Here is a 16,837-nt window from a genome sequence, read left to right as displayed (position 1 = left end):
ACGGGCGGCACGGCGGGCGGGGCGAGCGGGAACACTCGGCAAATGGTCCGTCCTGTCCGTCCCCGCCGGTGAGCACCGGCGCGCTGGTCCGGCGCGCCGCGCACGGCTGCACCGCCCTGCGCCGCGGCCGGGTCCGCCGACTCACCCCGTACCAGGTCTTCGGCCTGCTGTTCTGGCTGCTGATGACGCTGGCGTCCTGGCGGGTGCCGCCGTGCTGCGACGCGGGTCAGCACGCGGCGGCGGTGGAGGGGCTGCACTCGGGCCTGGCGGACGCCGCCGTCTCCCCGTACGTGCTGGCGCAGGGCGCGGTGGCCAGGCTGACCGGTCTGACCGGGTGGCAGCTGCTGCGGCTGTGCGGCCCGCTGAACCTGCTGGTCCTGCTGAGCGGCCTCGGACGACTGGTCCGGGTCCTGACCCCGCGCCCCTTCGCACCGGTGCTGGCCCTGGCCTTCACGGCCGTGCTGTGGGGCACGGAACCGGCCCGGGGCGGCGGCACCCTGGCGCTGCTGCCGCTGACCGGCAGCCTCGGTTACCCGTCCGCGTTCGCCCTCGGCCTCACGTTCTGGGCCTGGGCCCTGACCGGCGGCCGGGCCCGCGATCTGCGCCGGGTGCGCTATGTCGGCCCGGACGGCCTGCGCAGCCCGACCGGCTACGCGGCTCTCGGCGTCCTGTACGGGGCGGTGGCGCTGGTCGATCCGGTGCTCGGGGTGGGGGCGGCGGCCGGGGCGGCGGCGTTCGCGGCGGGGTGGCAGCGGGACTGGCGGGGCCCGGTGCGGGTGCGGTGGGGGCTGCTGTGCGCGGTGGCGGCCGCGGTGGTCGCGTCGGGTACGCACGCGCGCGTGCTGCCCCAGCCGTACGAACGGTACGACGGCCTGACCGCCCAGTGCTGGCTGGCACTGCTGCTGGGGGTACCGGCCCTGTGGCTGCGCGCCCGACGACCGGGACGAGGCGGCGACCGGAGCCGGTGCGGGGCGAGCCGGTGGCCGGCGGGAGGGCCGGCTGGTGACGGGGGGCTCGGCCAGGAGGTGCGTGGTGCGGGGCGTGGGCAGGCGGTTGGGCCGGGTGGCGGGGAGGGGCTCGGTCAGGTGCGGTGCGGCGCGGGTCGCGGGCCGGGGCGAGGGCCGGCTGGCGGGGAGGCGCGGGAGGCGGCCTGGCGTGATCCGCTGGTTCTGCTGTTCGCCGCGGAGTGCCTGGTGATGGCGGGCGGCGGGCGCCGGCACGGCTTCGGGGAGCTGCTCGGGCTCGCGCTGCTGGCACCCCAGTGCGCCCTGGCCGTGGAGCTGACGGCGGCACGACCCTGGCCGGGGTGGCGGCGGGCGCTCGGCTGGGCCACCGCGGGCGGGGCCTGCCTGGGTCTCCTGGCCGCGCAGGCCGGCGCGGTCGTACCGCGCTCGGTGGACCCGGTCGGCTTCGTACAGCCGCCGCGCTGGCCGTCGTACGACTGGGCGGCCCGGCACATCGCCCGCGGCGAGCCGGTGGTCACGGACGCGTACTACGCCGTGCGGCTGCTGCCCGGCTACGGCATCGAGCCGACCGACGGCCACGACCACCGCCCCCGGGTGCGCTGGCTGCTGCTGACGCGGCGGGAGCGGCTGCCCGAGGAGGCGGTGGTCGTGGACTGGAGCCGGCGAACCGGTGAGGTGCTCGCGCGGCTCACCCGGACGAGGGGCGTTCCGGTGGCCGCCCGGCCGACTACTCGACGATGAGCTCGACCGGGATGTTGCCCTTGGTCGCCTTGGAGTAGGGGCAGTACTCGTGGGCCTGGTGGACCAGCTTCTCGCCGGTCTCGTTGGCGAGCTCCTCGGGAAGCTCGACGCGCAGGGTGACCTTGAGCGCGAAGCCGCCGTCGGACTCGTCCTTGCCGATGCCGACCTCGGCGGTCACGGAGATCTCACCGGTGTCGACCTTGGCCTGGCGGCCGATGGCACCGAGGGCGCTGGCGAAACAGGCGGCGTAACCGGCGGCGAAGAGCTGCTCGGGGTTGGTGCCCTGGCCGTTGCCGCCGAGCACGGCCGGGAACGCCAGCGTGAGGTCCAGCTGCCCGTCCGAGCTGACCGCCCGTCCTTCCCGGCCGGTGGCGGTGGCGGCTGCGGTGTAGAGCGCGTCCATGGAAGACCATCCCTCTCGAAATTCACTGCTGCGGTGTTCCGGCGGCTCCGTTCCGGCCGCCCTCACGACCACAAGTAGAGCACACAATTAAGTTGTGCACAACTAAATGGCTCGCAAGAGCTACGCTGGAGCCATGACCGCGACGACCCCGACCCCCGCCCAGGCCCCCGCCCCGTCCTCCGCCCACGTCCCCGAGGCGGAGTGGCTCCGCCTGGACCGCCAGATCTGCTTCTCCCTGCACGCGGCATCCCGCGCCTTCAACAGCGTCTACCGCGTGATCCTCAAGGACCTCGGTCTCACCTACCCGCAGTACCTGGTGATGCTGGTGCTGTGGGAAGAGGGCGACCTGCCGGTCAAGAAGCTCGGCGAGCACCTCCGCCTGGACTCCGGCACCCTCTCCCCGCTCCTCAAGCGCCTGGAGACGGCGGGTCTGGTGCACCGCGAGCGCAGCACACGGGACGAACGCTCGGTGGACGTACGGCTGACGGAGGCGGGGTCGGCGCTGCGCGAGCGGGCGCTGGAGGTGCCGCGCCGGATCGTCTCGGCGACCGGCTTCGACGTGGACGAGATCCGCGACCTGAAGGCCCGCCTGGACCAGTTGACGGGCACCCTGGACGCGGCCGCCCTGGAGGAGGGTTCCTGCTGACCGCCCCGCGGCTCACGGCTGACCGTCGGCGCCCCGGATCGGCCGCACGTACAGCCGCAGCGCGATCCGGTCGACGACCATCTCCTGCCGCAGTACGAACTCCTGGTTCAGCACGGCGAACTTGGCCCGCTCCGTGGGCAACCGCGGCCGGTATCCGCGCACCATCGCGTACTTCTCCACCACCGCCCACACCTCGTCGGCCCCCGCCAGCCGCCGCCGCAGCGTCCCCACCGTCACCTCGCGCCCGTACAGGGTCCCCGACCGCGGCCCCGACTCGGCCAGCGCCACGTCCCGCGTGCCCGTGAAGTCGGCCGGATAGGCGAGCTGCGTGCCGCGCGCGTGGGCCGGCAGGAACAGCACCGGGTCACCAGGGCGCAGCGTCCGGGCCACCGCCCTCGCGACGGCGCCGAGATCGTCGGGCCGGGTGCCCGGCACCCGGTCCGCGCGCAGCAGCGGAATCTGGTGGGTGAAGGCGAGGACCACCGCCAGCACCCCCGCCAGGGTGGACACCGGCGACCTGGGCGCGGTCGGCGTGCCCCGGGACCAGAGCCGGCCGAGCAGCCCGGCGACCCGGTCCGCGCCGAGCGCCACCAGCAGGGGCCCCCCGGCCAGCGCGTACAGCACGTACCGGTCGACGTACAGCGGGGTGAACTGCGAGGCGAGCATCAACGCCACCGGTGGCAGCACCGCGAGCGGCAGCGCGACCGCCGCGAGCGTCACCTCGCCGCGCCTGCCCACCAGCCGGGTCAGCCCGAGCAGGCCCAGCGCCAGGCACGTCCAGTACACCCCGTCGGTCGGGCCGAGGTACTGGCGCAGCAGTTCCTGCGCGGTCTCCACGTCCGGCTCCGTCAGCCACGCCACCTGCGCCGACTGCGTGTGCGAGACGACGACCATCGGCAGCAGCGACAGCGCCACGCCCCCGGCCGCGCAGCACCACCCCCGCCACGCCCTTCCCGACGAACGGGCCAGCGCCAGAGTTCCCGCGTGCGCGAGCAGCAGCAGGACCGCGAACTCGTGCAGCCAGCAGGTGACCGCGAGGACACCGCCGTACCACGCCCAGGCCCGCCGCCCCTCCTGCGCCGCCGCGCGGACGAACAGCAGGGTCGCGCCGGTCGCCCCGGCGGCGACCAGGGCGTAGGAGCGGCCCTCCTGGGCGTAATGGCCGACCAGCGGCGTGACCGCGAACAGCAGTCCGGCCCACAGGCCGACGCGGGGCCGGGCGAGGCGGGCGCCGAGGGCGGCCACCAGGCTCGCGGTGACGGCGGCCGCGCAGACCGAGGGCAGCCGGAGGTCGACCTCGCCGGGGCGGCCGGGGGCGGCGGCGAGGACCACGTGCATCAGCAGGTAGTACAGGCCGTGCACCGCGTCGACGCCGTGCAGCAACCGCCAGATCTGCGGCACCGTGCGCCCGGCGACCTGGTAGGTGACGGCCTCGTCGCGCCACATCCCGCCGCGGTGCAGCCCCCAGAGCCCCACCGCGAACATCACCGCACCGGGAACCCCCACAGCGACGGCACACCGCACCCGGCGCCGCCACCGAGGCCCGGACGAGGATCCGGCCGACGCCCCGGGGATCGGCACGGAAGGCGGCCCGGGGGCCGGCACGAAGGTCGGTCCGGACGGCGGTCCGAAGGTCGGTCCGGGGGGCGCTCCAGGGGGCGGTCCGGAGGGCGGTCCGGGGGGCGCTCCAGGGTCCGGTCCGGAGGGCGGTCCGGAGGGCGCTCCAGGGTCCGGTCCGGAGGGCGGTCCGGAGGGCGGTCCAGGGTCCGGTCCGGGGGGCGGTCCGGAGGGCGGTCCGCCCAACGGTTCCTGCTCCGGTCGGCTCGACGAAGCCGGCCGGCCGAAGTCCTCCCTCCGCCTTGTCCGCTGATGTGCTTTTACGAGAGGCCCGATACTCACCACGGCCCGATCTTTTGCGATTAGCCAACCTTTGCCGGGTATTGACGGCGTATCGGCATGGATACACCATCCGGGCGGCTTACGCTCACGGTTGATGAATCACCGCCCGTACTTCCCGCTCCCCCGCGCCCCGTTCGCCCCGCCCGTTCGACTCCCACGCCTCTCCCGACTCTCCCGGCTCTCCCGACTCCTGGGGCTCGCCGCCCTCTGGCTCGCCACGCGCGCGCTGATGCTGTGGCTCCTCGTCCACAACAACGAGCGACTCCTGGGACACGGAGCGGTCGCGCGCGAAGTATGGCGGTTGTACTTCCACTGGTACGGCGTGCTGGCGCACGGCGCGTTCCCGGCGCACGACACGTTGTGGCAGTACCCGCCGGGCGCCGGCGCGGTGCTGCTGGCGCCGGGGCTGGTGCCCGGGCTCAGCTACTTCCAGGCGTTCGTGGCCCTCACCCTGGCCACGGACGCGCTGGTCACGGCGGCGCTCGCGCGCGCGGGCACGCGTTCCGGGCGCACCCTGCTGGGCGCGGTCCTGTGGACCGGCGGCCTCCCACTCCTCCTGCATCTCCCGCTCGCCCGCTACGACGTGGAGGTCACCGCCTTCGCCGTGCTCTCCCTGCTGGCGTTGTCGCGCTCCACGCGCGCGTGCGGGACGCTCGCGGCACTGGGCGCGCTGGTGAAGGTGTGGCCGGCGCTGGTCCTGCTGGGCCTGGAGCGCGGTCGCCCCACCCGGTCGGCGTGGCTGTCCGCCGCCCTGACCGGGACCGCGACCCTCGCCGTCCTCGTGGTGTCGTTCCGCGACCCGCTGGCCTTCCTGCGCCAGCAGGGCGGCCGGGGCGTGCAGATCGAGTCGCTCGGCGGCACCGCGCTCAGCCTCGCGCGGCACGCCGGCTGGCGGGGCACGGTCCGCTACCGGTACGGCGCGATGGAACTCGTCGGCCCGCACGTGCACGCCGTCGCGACCGCGTCCCTCGTGCTCACCGCGGCCGTCTTCGCGCTCCTGCTGCTGTGGCGCGTCCGCGCCCGGCACTGGACGCGTGCCACCCCGTACGACGCGGCCCTGAGCGCGGTGCTCCTGTTCACCGTCACCAGCCGGGTGATCAGCCCCCAGTACATGATCTGGCTGCTCGGCCTGGCGGCCGTGTGCCTGACCTCGCGGCACACCACGCAGCGTCCGGTCGCCGCCCTGGTCGTGGCGGCGAGCGCGGTCAGCTCCGTCGCCTACCCCGCCTTCTACGGCGAGGTCGTCGGCTGCACCTGGACGGGCTGCCTGCTGATGCTCGCCCGCAACGGCCTGCTCGTCAGCGCCGCCGCCCTGTCCCTGACCCGGCTGTGGCGCGCCACCCGCCGGCCGCAGGGCACCGCGCACAGCACGCCGGTCACGGGGAGTCACCTCAGCCGTCCCCGGTTGTCGGCGGCACCTGCTTCACTGAAAAGTGACTGACGACAAGGTGTCTGACGAGCACCACGGGCCACTGACGGAGGGGACCGCCACTCATGACCTGGCTGATCACCGGCGGCGCCGGTTACATCGGGGCGCATGTCGTACGCGCGATGACCGAGGCGGGCGAGCGGACGGTGGTCTACGACGACCTGTCCACCGGCATCGCCGAGCGGCTGCCCGAGGACGTGCCGCTGGTGACGGGTTCCACGCTGGACGGTGAGAACGTCGCGCGCGTGCTGGCCGAGCACGAGGTGACCGGGGTGGTGCACCTGGCGGCGAAGAAGCAGGTCGGCGAGTCGGTGGAACTCCCCCTGCGCTACTACCGCGAGAACGTCGAGGGCCTGCGCGTTCTGCTGGAGGCGGTGACGGAGGCGAGGGTCCCGTCGTTCGTGTTCTCGTCCTCCGCGGCGGTCTACGGCATGCCGGACGTCGACCTGGTGACGGAGGAGACGCCGTGCCTGCCGATGTCGCCGTACGGCGAGACCAAGCTGGCGGGCGAGTGGCTGGTCCGCGCCACAGGCCGGGCCACGGGCCTCGCGACAGCCTCCCTCCGCTACTTCAACGTGGCGGGCGCGGCGAGCCCCGAACTGGCCGACGTCGGCGTCTCCAACCTGGTCCCCATGGTCTTCGAGAAGCTCACGGAGAACGTGCCCCCGCTCGTCTTCGGCGACGACTACCCGACGCCGGACGGCACCTGCGTCCGTGACTACATCCACGTGGTGGACCTGGCCGAGGCCCATGTGGCCGCGGCCCGCGCCCTCCAGGCCGAGCCGGGCCGCTCCCTGACCCTCAACATCGGGCGCGGGGAGGGCGTCTCGGTCCGCGAGATGATCGACCTCATCAACACGGTCACCGGCTACGACCTCGACCCGGCCGTCGCCCCCCGCCGCCCAGGCGACCCGGCCAGTGTGGTCGCCTCCGCCGACCGCATCGCCACGGAACTGACCTGGAAGGCCAAGCACGACGTCCAGGACATGATCACCTCGGCCTGGCAGGGCTGGCTCCGCCTGCACCCGGAGGCGGCCCGGGGCTGAACCGCCGGGCGCCCGCGGGCCCGGGCGGTGTGGTCAGTCCGCCGTCCTGCGGGTCTGTTTGAGTTGTTCGGAGATGGACCAGGCGTCGGCCACCGGACCCATGTGGGCGAGTTTGTCGGGGTTGAGGACCAGGCGGATGGCCTGGACTCGGCCGTCGAGGATGTCGAGGGAGAAGGTCTGCAGGACCTTGCCGTCGCGGTCACGGAAGATCGCGCCGGGCTGGCCGTTGACCTCGTGCCGTTCGCAGGACACCGCGATGCGGTCGAGCGCCGGGAAGACGGCGGCGAGGAGGCGGGCGACGTTCCGGGCGCCGGCGACCGCGCGGGCCAGCTGCGGGGCCCTGCCGCCGCCGTCGCCGACCAGGGACACGTCGGCGGCGAGCAGGTCCTGCAGACCGGCCAGGTCGCCGTCGTGCAGGGCCTCGAAGAAGCGGGACGCCAGCGCGTCGCGTTCCCGGCGGTCCGCCTCGAAGCGGGGGCGGCCCTCCGCCATGTGGCGCCGGGCCCGCACCGCCAGCTGGCGGCACGCGCTCTCCGAGCGGCCCACCGCCGTCGCGACCTCGGGGAAGCCGAAGTCGAACACCTCGCGCAGGACGAAGACGGCGCGCTCCAGGGGGCTGAGGCGCTCGAGGAGCAGCAGGGCCGCCATGGACACCGAGTCGGCCAGCTCGGCCGACCGCGCCGGGTCCTCGTACGGGTCGGCGAGCAGCGGCTCGGGGAACCACGGACCGACGTACGCCTCGCGCCGCACCCGGGCGGAGCGCAGGACGTCGATGGAGATCCGGGTCACCGCGGCCGACAGGAAGGCCTTCGGCGACCTGACCTCCGTCGGCGAGCCCACGAAGCGCAGCCAGGTCTCCTGGACCGCGTCCTCGGCCTCGCTGACGCTGCCGAGGATCCGGTAAGCGATCGAGAACAGCATCGGCCGCAGCTCCTGGAACTCCAGGGCCTTGCCGGGGTCCGCCCGGACGTCCGCACGAGGATGCGGGCCCACGTCACCGCGCGCACCCCTGCCCTCGCCCGCGCCCGTACCCCCGTCCGCGCCCTTTTGGGTGCCCGAGTCGGTGTCCCTGCACATCTGCGCTCCCCCCTCGACGTCCACCGCCCGGCCGGTCAGAAGGACCCGGGGCCGAACCGCCCCACCGCCACGACCAGCGCGAGCACCAGGTAGGCCAGGTTCAGCACCACGAACGCGCGTTCGCCGCGTCGGCCATGGGTGATCATCGCGCCGATCATCAGCAGGGTCCAGCACACGGCGGTGACGGGCACCAGCACCGGTGCGACCCCGGTGACGGCGGGCAGCACCAGGCCCGCCGCCGCCAGGAGTTCCAGGACGCCGAGCGACTTCACGAAACCGTCGCCGGCGTCACCGGTCCAGCCGCCGCCGTGGGCCGCGGCCAGCCTCTCCCTCGGCACGCACGTCTTGCTGATGCCACCGGTCAGCGCCACCACGGCGAGCAGTCCGGCGGCGGTCCACAGGGCGACGTTCATCATCTGCTCCCGGGTCAAGGATGTCTGCGCCCCTTACGACGAGACGGCCGACCCGCCTGTGACATCCCCGGCCGGGTGGTTCACAGCGCCTTGAGCGCCTCCGCGGTCCCGCGGGCCAGCGCCGCCAGGTATCCCTTCGGCAGCTTCGGCGTCCGGATCACCACCGAACGCCAGTACAGCGGGCCGGAGATCAGGTCCATGGCCAGGTCGTCGTCGAGGTCCGCGGCGAGTTCACCGCGTCGCTGCGCCGCCTCGATGATCTTGCTGGCGACGCCCTCCTGGCCCTGGCGCAGCGTCTTCTGCATGGCGTCGGCGATGTCGGGGTTGCGGGCCGCCTCGGCCTGGAGGTCGGGGATGATCTGCGAGGCGACCGGGTGGCGCAGCGCGCGGGAGGTGACCTCGTACAGCAGGCGCAGGTCGCCCTCCAGGGAGCCGGTGTCGGGCGTCGGCAGGCCCAGTACGGCGAGGGCCGAGACGACGTCGAGCACGAGGTGGAGCTTGGAGCGCCAGCGGCGGTAGACGGCGGTCTTGCCGACGCCCGCTCGGCGCGCGATGCCCTCGATGGACATCCGGGCGTAGCCGACCGACGCGAGCTCCTCGAAGACGGCGGCCCGGATGGCCTCGGTCACGTCCTCGCGAAGGACGGCCGCCCCGGCGGGGGCTCGTCGGCGCGGACGCGCCTGGGACTCCTCGGCGTTCGTCGTCATGCCCCCAGCATAGGGGCGTAACGACGAAACGGTTGCGTTCCGACGACACTCACCACTCGATCGCTGCAACCGCCCGGCGTCGCCCCCCTCCCAGCTCACCGCCGTGGTGAACCCTGCCCCGAGTCGTCGTCCGCAACGAATCGATCGCGACCCGACCTCGGGAGTGTCACGACGCACAGGCCTCCGTGACGACGAAACGGTTGCGTTCCGACGCCAACACGGCCTACGCTCCCGTTGCGACGAAACGGTCCCGTCCCGACGCAAGAAAACGCAAAGAAAAACGCGGGTGAACGCCGGGTGACGGGGCCGGGCGACCAGCCGGACGCCGCAGCACCCCCACCCCCCGAGTGAAAGCAGCGGATGTGACCCAGGTTCTCCACACACCGCCCCCGACTCCGGTCACGGCCGAGGACGACCTCGCGGCGCTCGCCGCCCGGCACGGCCTTTCGGTCAGCGGCGCCCGCCCCTCCCTGCCGGCGTACATCCGCCAGCTGTGGGACCGGCGCCACTTCATCACCGCTTTCGCCACCGCCAAGCTCACCGCCCAGTACGCCCAGGCGAAGCTCGGGCAGGTCTGGCAGGTCATGACCCCGCTGCTGAACGCGGCGGTGTACTACTTCATCTTCGGTGTCCTGCTGCACACCAAGAAGGGCGTGCCGGACTACATCCCGTTCCTGGTCACGGGCGTGTTCATCTGGACGTTCACGCAGAGCTCGATCATGGTCGGCACGCGCGCGATCTCCGGCAACCTCGGCCTCGTCCGGGCCCTGCACTTCCCGCGGGCCGCGCTGCCGATCTCCTTCTGCATCCAGCAGCTCCAGCAGCTGCTGTTCTCCATGGGCGCCCTGGTCGTCATCCTGCTCTGCTTCGGCGTGCCGCCGGCCGCCTCCTGGCTGCTGGCGATCCCGGCGCTGGTCCTGCAGTTCAGCTTCAACACCGGCGTGGCGATGATCATGGCCCGGTGGGGCGCCAAGACCCCGGACATCGCCCAGCTGATGCCGTTCGTGCTGCGCACCTGGATGTACGTCTCCGGCGTCATGTGGAACATCGACAAGCTGACCGGCAACCACAGCGGCCTGCCGAGCTGGGTGAACCCGGTGCTCAAGGCGCAGCCGGCCGCGGTCTACATCGACCTGATGCGCTACGCCCTGATCGACAGCTTCCACGCGCACCAGCTTCCGCCCCACGTCTGGGTCCTCGCGACCGGCTGGGCCCTGCTCGCCGGCGTCGGCGGCTTCATCTACTTCTGGAAGGCTGAGGAGACGTACGGCCGTGGCTGAGAACGTGAACGACACCCCCATCCCCACGGTCGTCGCCGACAAGGTGGACATCGTCTACCGGGTCCACGGCACCGGCGCCGGCCGCGGCTCCGCCACCGCCGCCCTGAACCGCATGCTGCGCCGCAAGCAGGCCGAGAAGGCGGCGGGCACCCGCCTGGTGCACGCGGTCAAGAGCGTCTCCTTCGTCGCCTACAAGGGCGAGGCGATCGGCCTCATCGGCACCAACGGCTCCGGCAAGTCCACCCTGCTCAAGGCCGTCGCCGGCCTGCTGCCGGTGGAGAACGGCGCCATCTACACCGACGGCCAGCCCTCCCTCCTCGGCGTCAACGCCGCCCTGATGGGCGACCTGACCGGTGAGAAGAACGTCTACCTCGGCGGCCTCGCCATGGGTATGTCCCGCGAGGAGATCAAGGACCGCTACCAGGACATCGTCGACTTCTCCGGCATCAACGAGAAGGGCGACTTCATCACCCTGCCGATGCGGACCTACTCCTCCGGCATGGGCGCCCGGCTGCGCTTCTCCATCGCCGCCGCCAAGGACCACGACGTGCTGCTCATCGACGAGGCGCTGGCCACCGGTGACGCGTCCTTCCGGATGCGCTCCGAGGAGCGCATCCGCGAGCTGCGCCAGCACGCGGGCACGGTGTTCCTGGTCAGCCACAACAACAAGTCCATCCGCGACACCTGCGAGCGGGTGCTGTGGCTGGAGCGCGGTGTGCTGCGCATGGACGGACCGACCGAGGAGGTCCTCGCCGAGTACGAGTCCTTCACCGGCGACAAGTCCGACAAGACGAAGCCCAAGCCGGCGGCCGCGCCGCCGAAGCAGGCCGCCCCGGTGACGGCCGCCCCGTCCACCTGAGCCGGACGTACGCGAAAGGCGCCCCGAGCCGCACCGGCCTGGGGCGCCTTTCGCGCCGTACGGCTACGCGTGCGTGCGCAGCAGCGTCCGCATCGTCCGCATGGCCACCGACAGGTTGGCCAGGTCGAAGGAGTCCGAGCTGCGGATCTCCTCCAGGGTGGCCCGGGCCCGGCCCAGGATCGCCGTGTTCTTCTGCTCCCAGGCCTGGTAGCGCTGCTCGGGCGTCGACGTGCCGTCACCGGCGGCGAGGACGTCGGCGGTGAGCATCGCGTGGGCCGCGTACAGGTCCTCGCGGATGGACGCGCGCGCCATCGACTGCCAGCGGTCGGCGCGCGGGAGCTCGATGATGCGGTCCATCAGCTGGGTGACCCCGAGGCGGTCGGCGAGGTCGTAGTAGACCTCGGCGACGTCCAGCGGCTCCTTGCCCGTGCGGTCGGCCACCGAGACGATGTCCAGCGCCGGGAAGGCCGAGGAGAACCCGGCCACCCGGGTCGCCAGCTCGTCCGGGACACCGGCCGCCGACAGCTCGTCGTACACGTGCTGGTACCACTCCAGGTCCGCGCCGCGCAGCAGCTTCGGCAGCTGCTGCCAGACCTGCTCGACCCGCTCGGAGAAGAAGTCGACGGTCTCCAGGAGCTGCAACGGCTGCGGCCGGTTGTTGAGCAGCCAGCGGGTGCCGCGCTCGACCAGCCGGCGCGAGTGCAGCCGGATCCGGGTCTGCACGGCCGCGTCGACCTTGTTGTCGAGTTCCTCGACGGCGTCCCACACCGGCGCCGAGCGGAAGATCGCGCGGGCCGCGGTCTGCGCCCGGACGATCTCCTCCAGGGAGGCCCCGGTCTCCTCGCGCAGCCGGTGCAGGTAGGTCGTACCACCGGTGTTGACCGTGTCGTTGACCAGGACGGTGGTCGTGATCTCACGGCGCAGCGGGTGGGTGGCGAGCGCGGCGGCGAACTGGTCGCGCAGGGCCGTCGGGAAGTACGCGTGCAGCAGGCCGCTCAGGTACGGGTCGTCCGGCAGCGTGGTGGCCAGCAGCTCGTCGGCGACGGTGATCTTCGTGTAGGCCAGCAGGACGGCCGTCTCCGGGCCGGTCAGGCCCTGGCCGGTGCCGATGCGCTCGCGGATCTGCCGGTCGGTGGGCAGGAACTCCAGGGCGCGGTCCAGGTGGCCCTCCCTGACCAGGTGGCGCAGGAAGCGCTGCTGGGCGTGGAGCATGTCCCCGGACTGGGCGAGGGCGTTGGCGATGGCCACGTTCTGCGCGTAGTTGTTGCGCAGCACCAGGGAGCCGACCTCGTCGGTCATCTCGGCGAGCAGCTTGTTGCGCTGCTTGACCGTCATGTCGCCGTCCGCGACCACGCCGTTCAGCAGGATCTTGATGTTCACCTCGTGGTCGGAGGTGTCCACCCCGGCGCTGTTGTCGATCGCGTCGGTGTTGATCTTGCCGCCACGGCGGGCGAACTCGATCCGGCCGAGCTGCGTCAGGCCCAGGTTGCCGCCCTCGCCGACCACCTTGACGCGCAGGTCGGCGCCGTCGACCCGGATGGCGTCGTTGGCCTTGTCGCCGACGTCGGCGTTGGACTCGGTCGACGCCTTGACGTAGGTGCCGATACCGCCGTTCCACAGCAGGTCGACCGGCGCGTGCAGGATCGCCTTCATCAGGTCGGCCGGGGTCAGCTTGGCCACCTTGTCCTCGATGCCGAGGGCCTCGCGGATGTGGCTGTTGACCGGGATGGACTTGGCGCTGCGGGGGAAGACGCCGCCGCCCGCCGAGAGCAGTTCCGTGTTGTAGTCGCCCCAGCTGGAGCGGGGCAGTTCGAACAGGCGGCGGCGCTCGGCGTAGGAGGTGGCCGCGTCCGGGTTCGGGTCGATGAAGATGTGCCGGTGGTCGAAGGCGGCGACCAGCCGGATGTGCTCGGAGAGCAGCATGCCGTTGCCGAACACGTCACCGGACATGTCGCCGATGCCGACGACCGTGAAGTCCTCGCTCTGGGTGTCGACGCCCAGCTCCCGGAAGTGCCGCTTCACGGACTCCCAGGCACCGCGCGCGGTGATGCCCATGCCCTTGTGGTCGTAGCCCGCGCTGCCGCCGGAGGCGAAGGCGTCCCCGAGCCAGAAGTTGTAGCTGCCGGCGACCTCGTTGGCGATGTCGGAGAAGGTCGCCGTGCCCTTGTCGGCCGCGACCACCAGGTAGGTGTCGTCCTCGTCGTGCCGGACCACGTCCTGCGGGGGCACGACCTCGCCGGCCACCATGTTGTCGGTGATGTCGAGCAGCGCCGAGATGAACGTCTTGTAGCTGGCGATGCCCTCCGCGAGCCACGCGTCCCGGTCCTTGGCCGGGTCCGGCAGCTGCTTGGCGACGAAGCCGCCCTTGGCGCCGACCGGCACGATGACGGTGTTCTTCACCATCTGCGCCTTGACCAGGCCGAGGATCTCGGTGCGGAAGTCCTCACGCCGGTCGGACCAGCGCAGACCGCCGCGCGCGACCTTGCCGAAGCGCAGGTGCACGCCTTCGACACGCGGCGAGTACACCCAGATCTCGAACGCCGGGCGGGGCGCCGGGAGGTCGGGGATGGCCTGCGGGTCGAACTTCATGGACACGTAGGAGTGCGGCTTGCCGACCGCCGTCTCCTGGAAGAAGTTGGTGCGCAGGGTCGCCTTGATGACGGTCAGGAAGGACCGCAGGATGCGGTCCTCGTCGAGACTCGCCACCTGGTCGAGCGCCGCGTCCAGCTCTTCGAGGAGGGCGTCGACGATCTCCAGGCCGGCCTTCTGCCGGTCCGGCGACATCCGCGCCTCGAACAGGGAGACGAGCAGCCGGGTGGTGTGGACGTTGTGGCGGAGCGTGGTCTCCATGTAGTCCTGGCTGAACGTGGAGCCGGCCTGCCGCAGGTACTTGGCGTACGCCCGCAGCACCATCGCCTGCCGCCAGGTCAGCCCGGCGCTCAGCACCAGCGCGTTGAACCCGTCGTTCTCGGCCTGTCCGGTCCAGGTCGCCGCGAACGCCTCCTGGAACCTCTCCCGTCCGTCGTCACCGAGGTAGTCGCCGCTCGCGGCACCCGAGGCCTTCGGCATGCGCAGCCCGAAGTCGTAGATCCACGCGGTGGTCCGGTCCGAGCAGCGCAGCTCGTACGGCCGCTCGTCGATCACCTCGACACCGAGCGTGTTGAGGACCGGCAGCACCGCGGACAGGGAGATCGCCGCGCCCTTGCGGTAGATCTTGAAGCGGCGCTCGCCGGGGGCGGCGCCCACCGGCTCGTAGAGGCTGAGGGCGAAGTCGTTGCCCGTCTCCTCGGTGAGCCGCTCCAGGTGGACGAGGTCGGCGACCGCCGCGCGCGGGGTGTGGTCGGCCTTGTAGCCCTCGGGGAACGAGTTGGTGTACCTGCGCTGGAGCTCGGCCGCGCGCTCCTCGCCGAGCTCCGCGTTGAGCGCCTCGGCGAAGCCGTCGGCCCAGGAACGGGCCGCCTCGACCAGGCGGGCCTCGATGCGTTCCTTGTCGACGTCGGACAGCTCGGGCAGCCCGGTGCCCTGCGGGACGCGGACCACGAAGTGCAGCCGGGACAGGATCGACTCGGTGTTCCAGGCCGTGAAGTCGACGCTGGTACCGCCGAGTTCCTCCTTGAGGATGTCGATGATGCGCAGCCGGACGCCGGTGGTGTAGCGGTCGCGGGGCAGGTAGACGAGGGCCGAGTAGTAGCGGCCGTACTCGTCCTGGCGCAGGTAGAGACGGAGCCGGCGGCGTTCCTGGAGGTAGAGGACGCTCGTGACGATCGACTCCAGCTCCGGGACCGGAGTCTGGAACATGTCGTCGCGCGGGTAGGTCTCCATGATCTGGAGCAGGTCACGGCCGTCGTGGCTGTTGGGCGAGAACCCGGCCCGCTCCAGGACCTCGTCGACCTTGCGCCGGATCACCGGCACCCTGCGCACCGACTCGGTGTACGCGGCGGACGAGAACAGCCCGAGGAAGCGCCGCTCACCGACCACGTTGCCGTCCGCGTCGAACTTCTTGACGCCGATGTAGTCCAGGTACGACGGCCGGTGCACGGTCGCCCGGCTGTTCGCCTTGGTCAGGACGAGGAGCTTGTGCTCGCGGGCCTTGGCGCGCGCGTCGGCCGGGAGCCGCTCGAAGGACGGGCTGACGGGGTGGCCCTCGTCGACGGCGTGGTGCGGGTCGGAGCGCAGGATGCCCAGGCCGGTGCCGGGCACGGCGGCCAGGGAGTCGTCCTCGCGCAGCTGGTACTCACGGAAGCCCAGGAAGGTGAAGTGGTCGGCGGCCAGCCAGCGCAGCAGCTCACGGGCCTCCTCGACCTCGGGGCCCGGCAGGTCGGCGGGGACCGGCTCGTCACCGAGCTGCTCGGCGACCCGGACGGCGCACTCCCGCATCTTCTCCCAGTCCTCGACGGCCTCACGGACGTCGGACAGGACGCGCAGCAGGTCGGCGGTGATCTGCTTGAGGTCGGCGCGGTCGGTCTCCCGGTCGATCTCGACGTGGATCCACGACTCGATGTGCGTGTCGTGCGGCAGGTCCTGGCCGGCGGCCTGGGTCGGCAGCACCTCGATCAGCTTGCCGGTGAGGTCGCGGCGGACGACGAACTGGGGGTGGATGACGACGTGGATGCCACGCCCCTGCCGGGTCAGCTCGTTGGTGACCGAGTCGACGAGGAAGGGCATGTCGTCGGTGACGACCTCCACCACGGTGTGGCTGCAGGTCCACCCGTTCTCCTCGACGGTCGGGGTGTGGACCCGGACGTTGGCGGTGCCCTGCGGACGGGTCTCGGCCAGTCGGTAGTGCGAGACGGCGGCGCCGAAGACGTCGACCGGGTCGCGGTCGGCCAGGTCCTCCGGTGCGGTGTGCAGGTAGTAGCGCTGGAGGAACGTGAGGACGGACTCCTGGTCCACCTCTCCCGTCGTCCCGGTCGGTAGGTGGCCCCCGGCCGGGCTGTTCTCAGCTACCCGGGCGGCCCGATCGAGCAGCTCGGCCTTGGCTTCGTCCAGCTTGGTCTGCATTGTCCTCTGGCTCCTGTCGCGCGCCATTGCGTGACGTAGAAGGAAGTACGGGCTCTTCCCCCTGCGGCTCGACGCCACGGCCGGGGTCTCCGGTCGGCTCCGACGCTATGCCGCAGGGTGAGACGAGCGGGGGGTATTCGGCCATTCTCGACGGGCCCCGAGGGTGTGACGTCGCTCTCGGCGCCACCACTGCCAGGGCCGTCATCGACGCCCTCCGCCCGAGAAGACCAGCGACCGCCACCCGGTCACGGAGTTGTTCCGTGCTCACCGGGCGCAGGGCAGGGGCGACGCCCCCGCGAACTATCGCGCTGATCACGCCACCAGGCTATCGCCCATGACCGGGGGCCCGTCATGAGCCGTATGTGTACAAA

General features: G+C 72.2%; 12 protein-coding genes. 6 read left to right on the top strand and 6 right to left on the bottom strand.

Going from position 1 to position 16,837, the window contains the following annotated elements:
- The first annotated feature begins 68 nt into the window (after positions 1-68).
- Entirely contained in the window at positions 69-1,706 is a 1,638-nt protein-coding gene (locus AB0958_RS19840; protein ID WP_366891763.1) for a hypothetical protein, read from the top strand.
- On the opposite strand, the gene AB0958_RS19835 is transcribed toward AB0958_RS19840, so the two are convergent.
- Positions 1,693-2,109, bottom strand: coding sequence for an organic hydroperoxide resistance protein (locus AB0958_RS19835; RefSeq protein WP_366891762.1), 417 nt, complete (start codon positions 2,107-2,109; stop codon positions 1,693-1,695). The genes AB0958_RS19840 and AB0958_RS19835 overlap by 14 nt on opposite strands.
- 133 nt (positions 2,110-2,242) lie before the next feature.
- Between AB0958_RS19835 and AB0958_RS19830 the strand changes: the two genes are divergently transcribed.
- Entirely contained in the window at positions 2,243-2,755 is a 513-nt protein-coding gene (locus AB0958_RS19830; RefSeq protein WP_366891761.1) for a MarR family transcriptional regulator, read from the top strand.
- Between the two features lie 12 nt (positions 2,756-2,767).
- On the opposite strand, the gene AB0958_RS19825 is transcribed toward AB0958_RS19830, so the two are convergent.
- The gene (locus AB0958_RS19825; RefSeq protein WP_366891759.1) at positions 2,768-4,261 is read right to left on the bottom strand and encodes a glycosyltransferase family 39 protein; all 1,494 of its coding nucleotides are present in this window, start codon (positions 4,259-4,261) and stop codon (positions 2,768-2,770) included.
- Between the two features lie 622 nt (positions 4,262-4,883).
- On the opposite strand from AB0958_RS19825, the gene AB0958_RS19820 reads away from it, so the two are divergent.
- Together AB0958_RS19820 and galE are read left to right on the top strand one after the other, a co-directional pair.
- Positions 4,884-6,095: a glycosyltransferase family 87 protein gene (locus AB0958_RS19820; RefSeq protein ID WP_366891797.1), complete on the top strand. Its 1,212-nt coding sequence runs from the start codon at positions 4,884-4,886 to the stop codon at positions 6,093-6,095.
- 53 nt (positions 6,096-6,148) lie between these two features.
- The gene (galE, locus tag AB0958_RS19815) at positions 6,149-7,129 is read left to right on the top strand and encodes a UDP-glucose 4-epimerase GalE (RefSeq protein WP_366891758.1); all 981 of its coding nucleotides are present in this window, start codon (positions 6,149-6,151) and stop codon (positions 7,127-7,129) included.
- Positions 7,130-7,162: 33 nt separating this feature from the next.
- Here galE and AB0958_RS19810 read toward each other — a convergent pair whose 3' ends face one another.
- The 3 genes from AB0958_RS19810 to AB0958_RS19800 form a co-directional block, all read right to left on the bottom strand.
- Positions 7,163-8,206 (bottom strand): RNA polymerase sigma-70 factor, encoded by a 1,044-nt coding sequence (locus AB0958_RS19810; protein ID WP_366891757.1) that lies wholly within the window; start codon positions 8,204-8,206, stop codon positions 7,163-7,165.
- Positions 8,207-8,241: 35 nt separating this feature from the next.
- Positions 8,242-8,619, bottom strand: coding sequence for a DoxX family protein (locus AB0958_RS19805; protein ID WP_366891796.1), 378 nt, complete (start codon positions 8,617-8,619; stop codon positions 8,242-8,244).
- Positions 8,620-8,699: 80 nt separating this feature from the next.
- Positions 8,700-9,326: a TetR/AcrR family transcriptional regulator gene (locus tag AB0958_RS19800; RefSeq protein ID WP_366891756.1), complete on the bottom strand. Its 627-nt coding sequence runs from the start codon at positions 9,324-9,326 to the stop codon at positions 8,700-8,702.
- A gap of 362 nt (positions 9,327-9,688) precedes the next feature.
- Between AB0958_RS19800 and AB0958_RS19795 the strand changes: the two genes are divergently transcribed.
- Positions 9,689-10,606, top strand: a complete 918-nt coding sequence (locus AB0958_RS19795; RefSeq protein WP_366891755.1) for an ABC transporter permease — start codon at positions 9,689-9,691, stop codon at positions 10,604-10,606.
- Positions 10,599-11,465, top strand: a complete 867-nt coding sequence (locus AB0958_RS19790; RefSeq protein WP_366891754.1) for an ABC transporter ATP-binding protein — start codon at positions 10,599-10,601, stop codon at positions 11,463-11,465. Before AB0958_RS19795 ends, AB0958_RS19790 begins: the two co-directional genes overlap by 8 nt.
- A 63-nt stretch (positions 11,466-11,528) precedes the next feature.
- Here the strand turns inward: AB0958_RS19790 and AB0958_RS19785 are convergent, their stop codons facing one another.
- Positions 11,529-16,466 carry an NAD-glutamate dehydrogenase gene (locus AB0958_RS19785; protein ID WP_366891753.1) on the bottom strand — a complete coding sequence of 1,646 codons (4,938 nt, stop codon included), beginning with the start codon at positions 16,464-16,466 and terminating at the stop codon, positions 11,529-11,531.
- Between the last annotated feature and the right edge of the window lie 371 nt (positions 16,467-16,837).

Origin of the sequence: Streptomyces sp. NPDC006655 (genome assembly GCF_040703965.1) — a bacterium.
Lineage (GTDB): Bacteria > Actinomycetota > Actinomycetes > Streptomycetales > Streptomycetaceae > Streptomyces.
This window is presented reverse-complemented; position numbering and strand designations above follow the sequence as displayed.

Coding starts and splice junctions, on each gene's coding strand:
- AB0958_RS19810 (WP_366891757.1), bottom strand. CDS start 8,206: ATGTGCAGGGACACCGACTCGGGCACCCAAAAGGGCGCGGACGGGGGT.
- AB0958_RS19785 (WP_366891753.1), bottom strand. CDS start 16,466: ATGCAGACCAAGCTGGACGAAGCCAAGGCCGAGCTGCTCGATCGGGCC.
- galE (WP_366891758.1), top strand. CDS start 6,149: ATGACCTGGCTGATCACCGGCGGCGCCGGTTACATCGGGGCGCATGTC.
- AB0958_RS19805 (WP_366891796.1), bottom strand. CDS start 8,619: ATGAACGTCGCCCTGTGGACCGCCGCCGGACTGCTCGCCGTGGTGGCG.
- AB0958_RS19820 (WP_366891797.1), top strand. CDS start 4,884: ATGCTGTGGCTCCTCGTCCACAACAACGAGCGACTCCTGGGACACGGA.
- AB0958_RS19800 (WP_366891756.1), bottom strand. CDS start 9,326: ATGACGACGAACGCCGAGGAGTCCCAGGCGCGTCCGCGCCGACGAGCC.
- AB0958_RS19835 (WP_366891762.1), bottom strand. CDS start 2,109: ATGGACGCGCTCTACACCGCAGCCGCCACCGCCACCGGCCGGGAAGGA.
- AB0958_RS19830 (WP_366891761.1), top strand. CDS start 2,243: ATGACCGCGACGACCCCGACCCCCGCCCAGGCCCCCGCCCCGTCCTCC.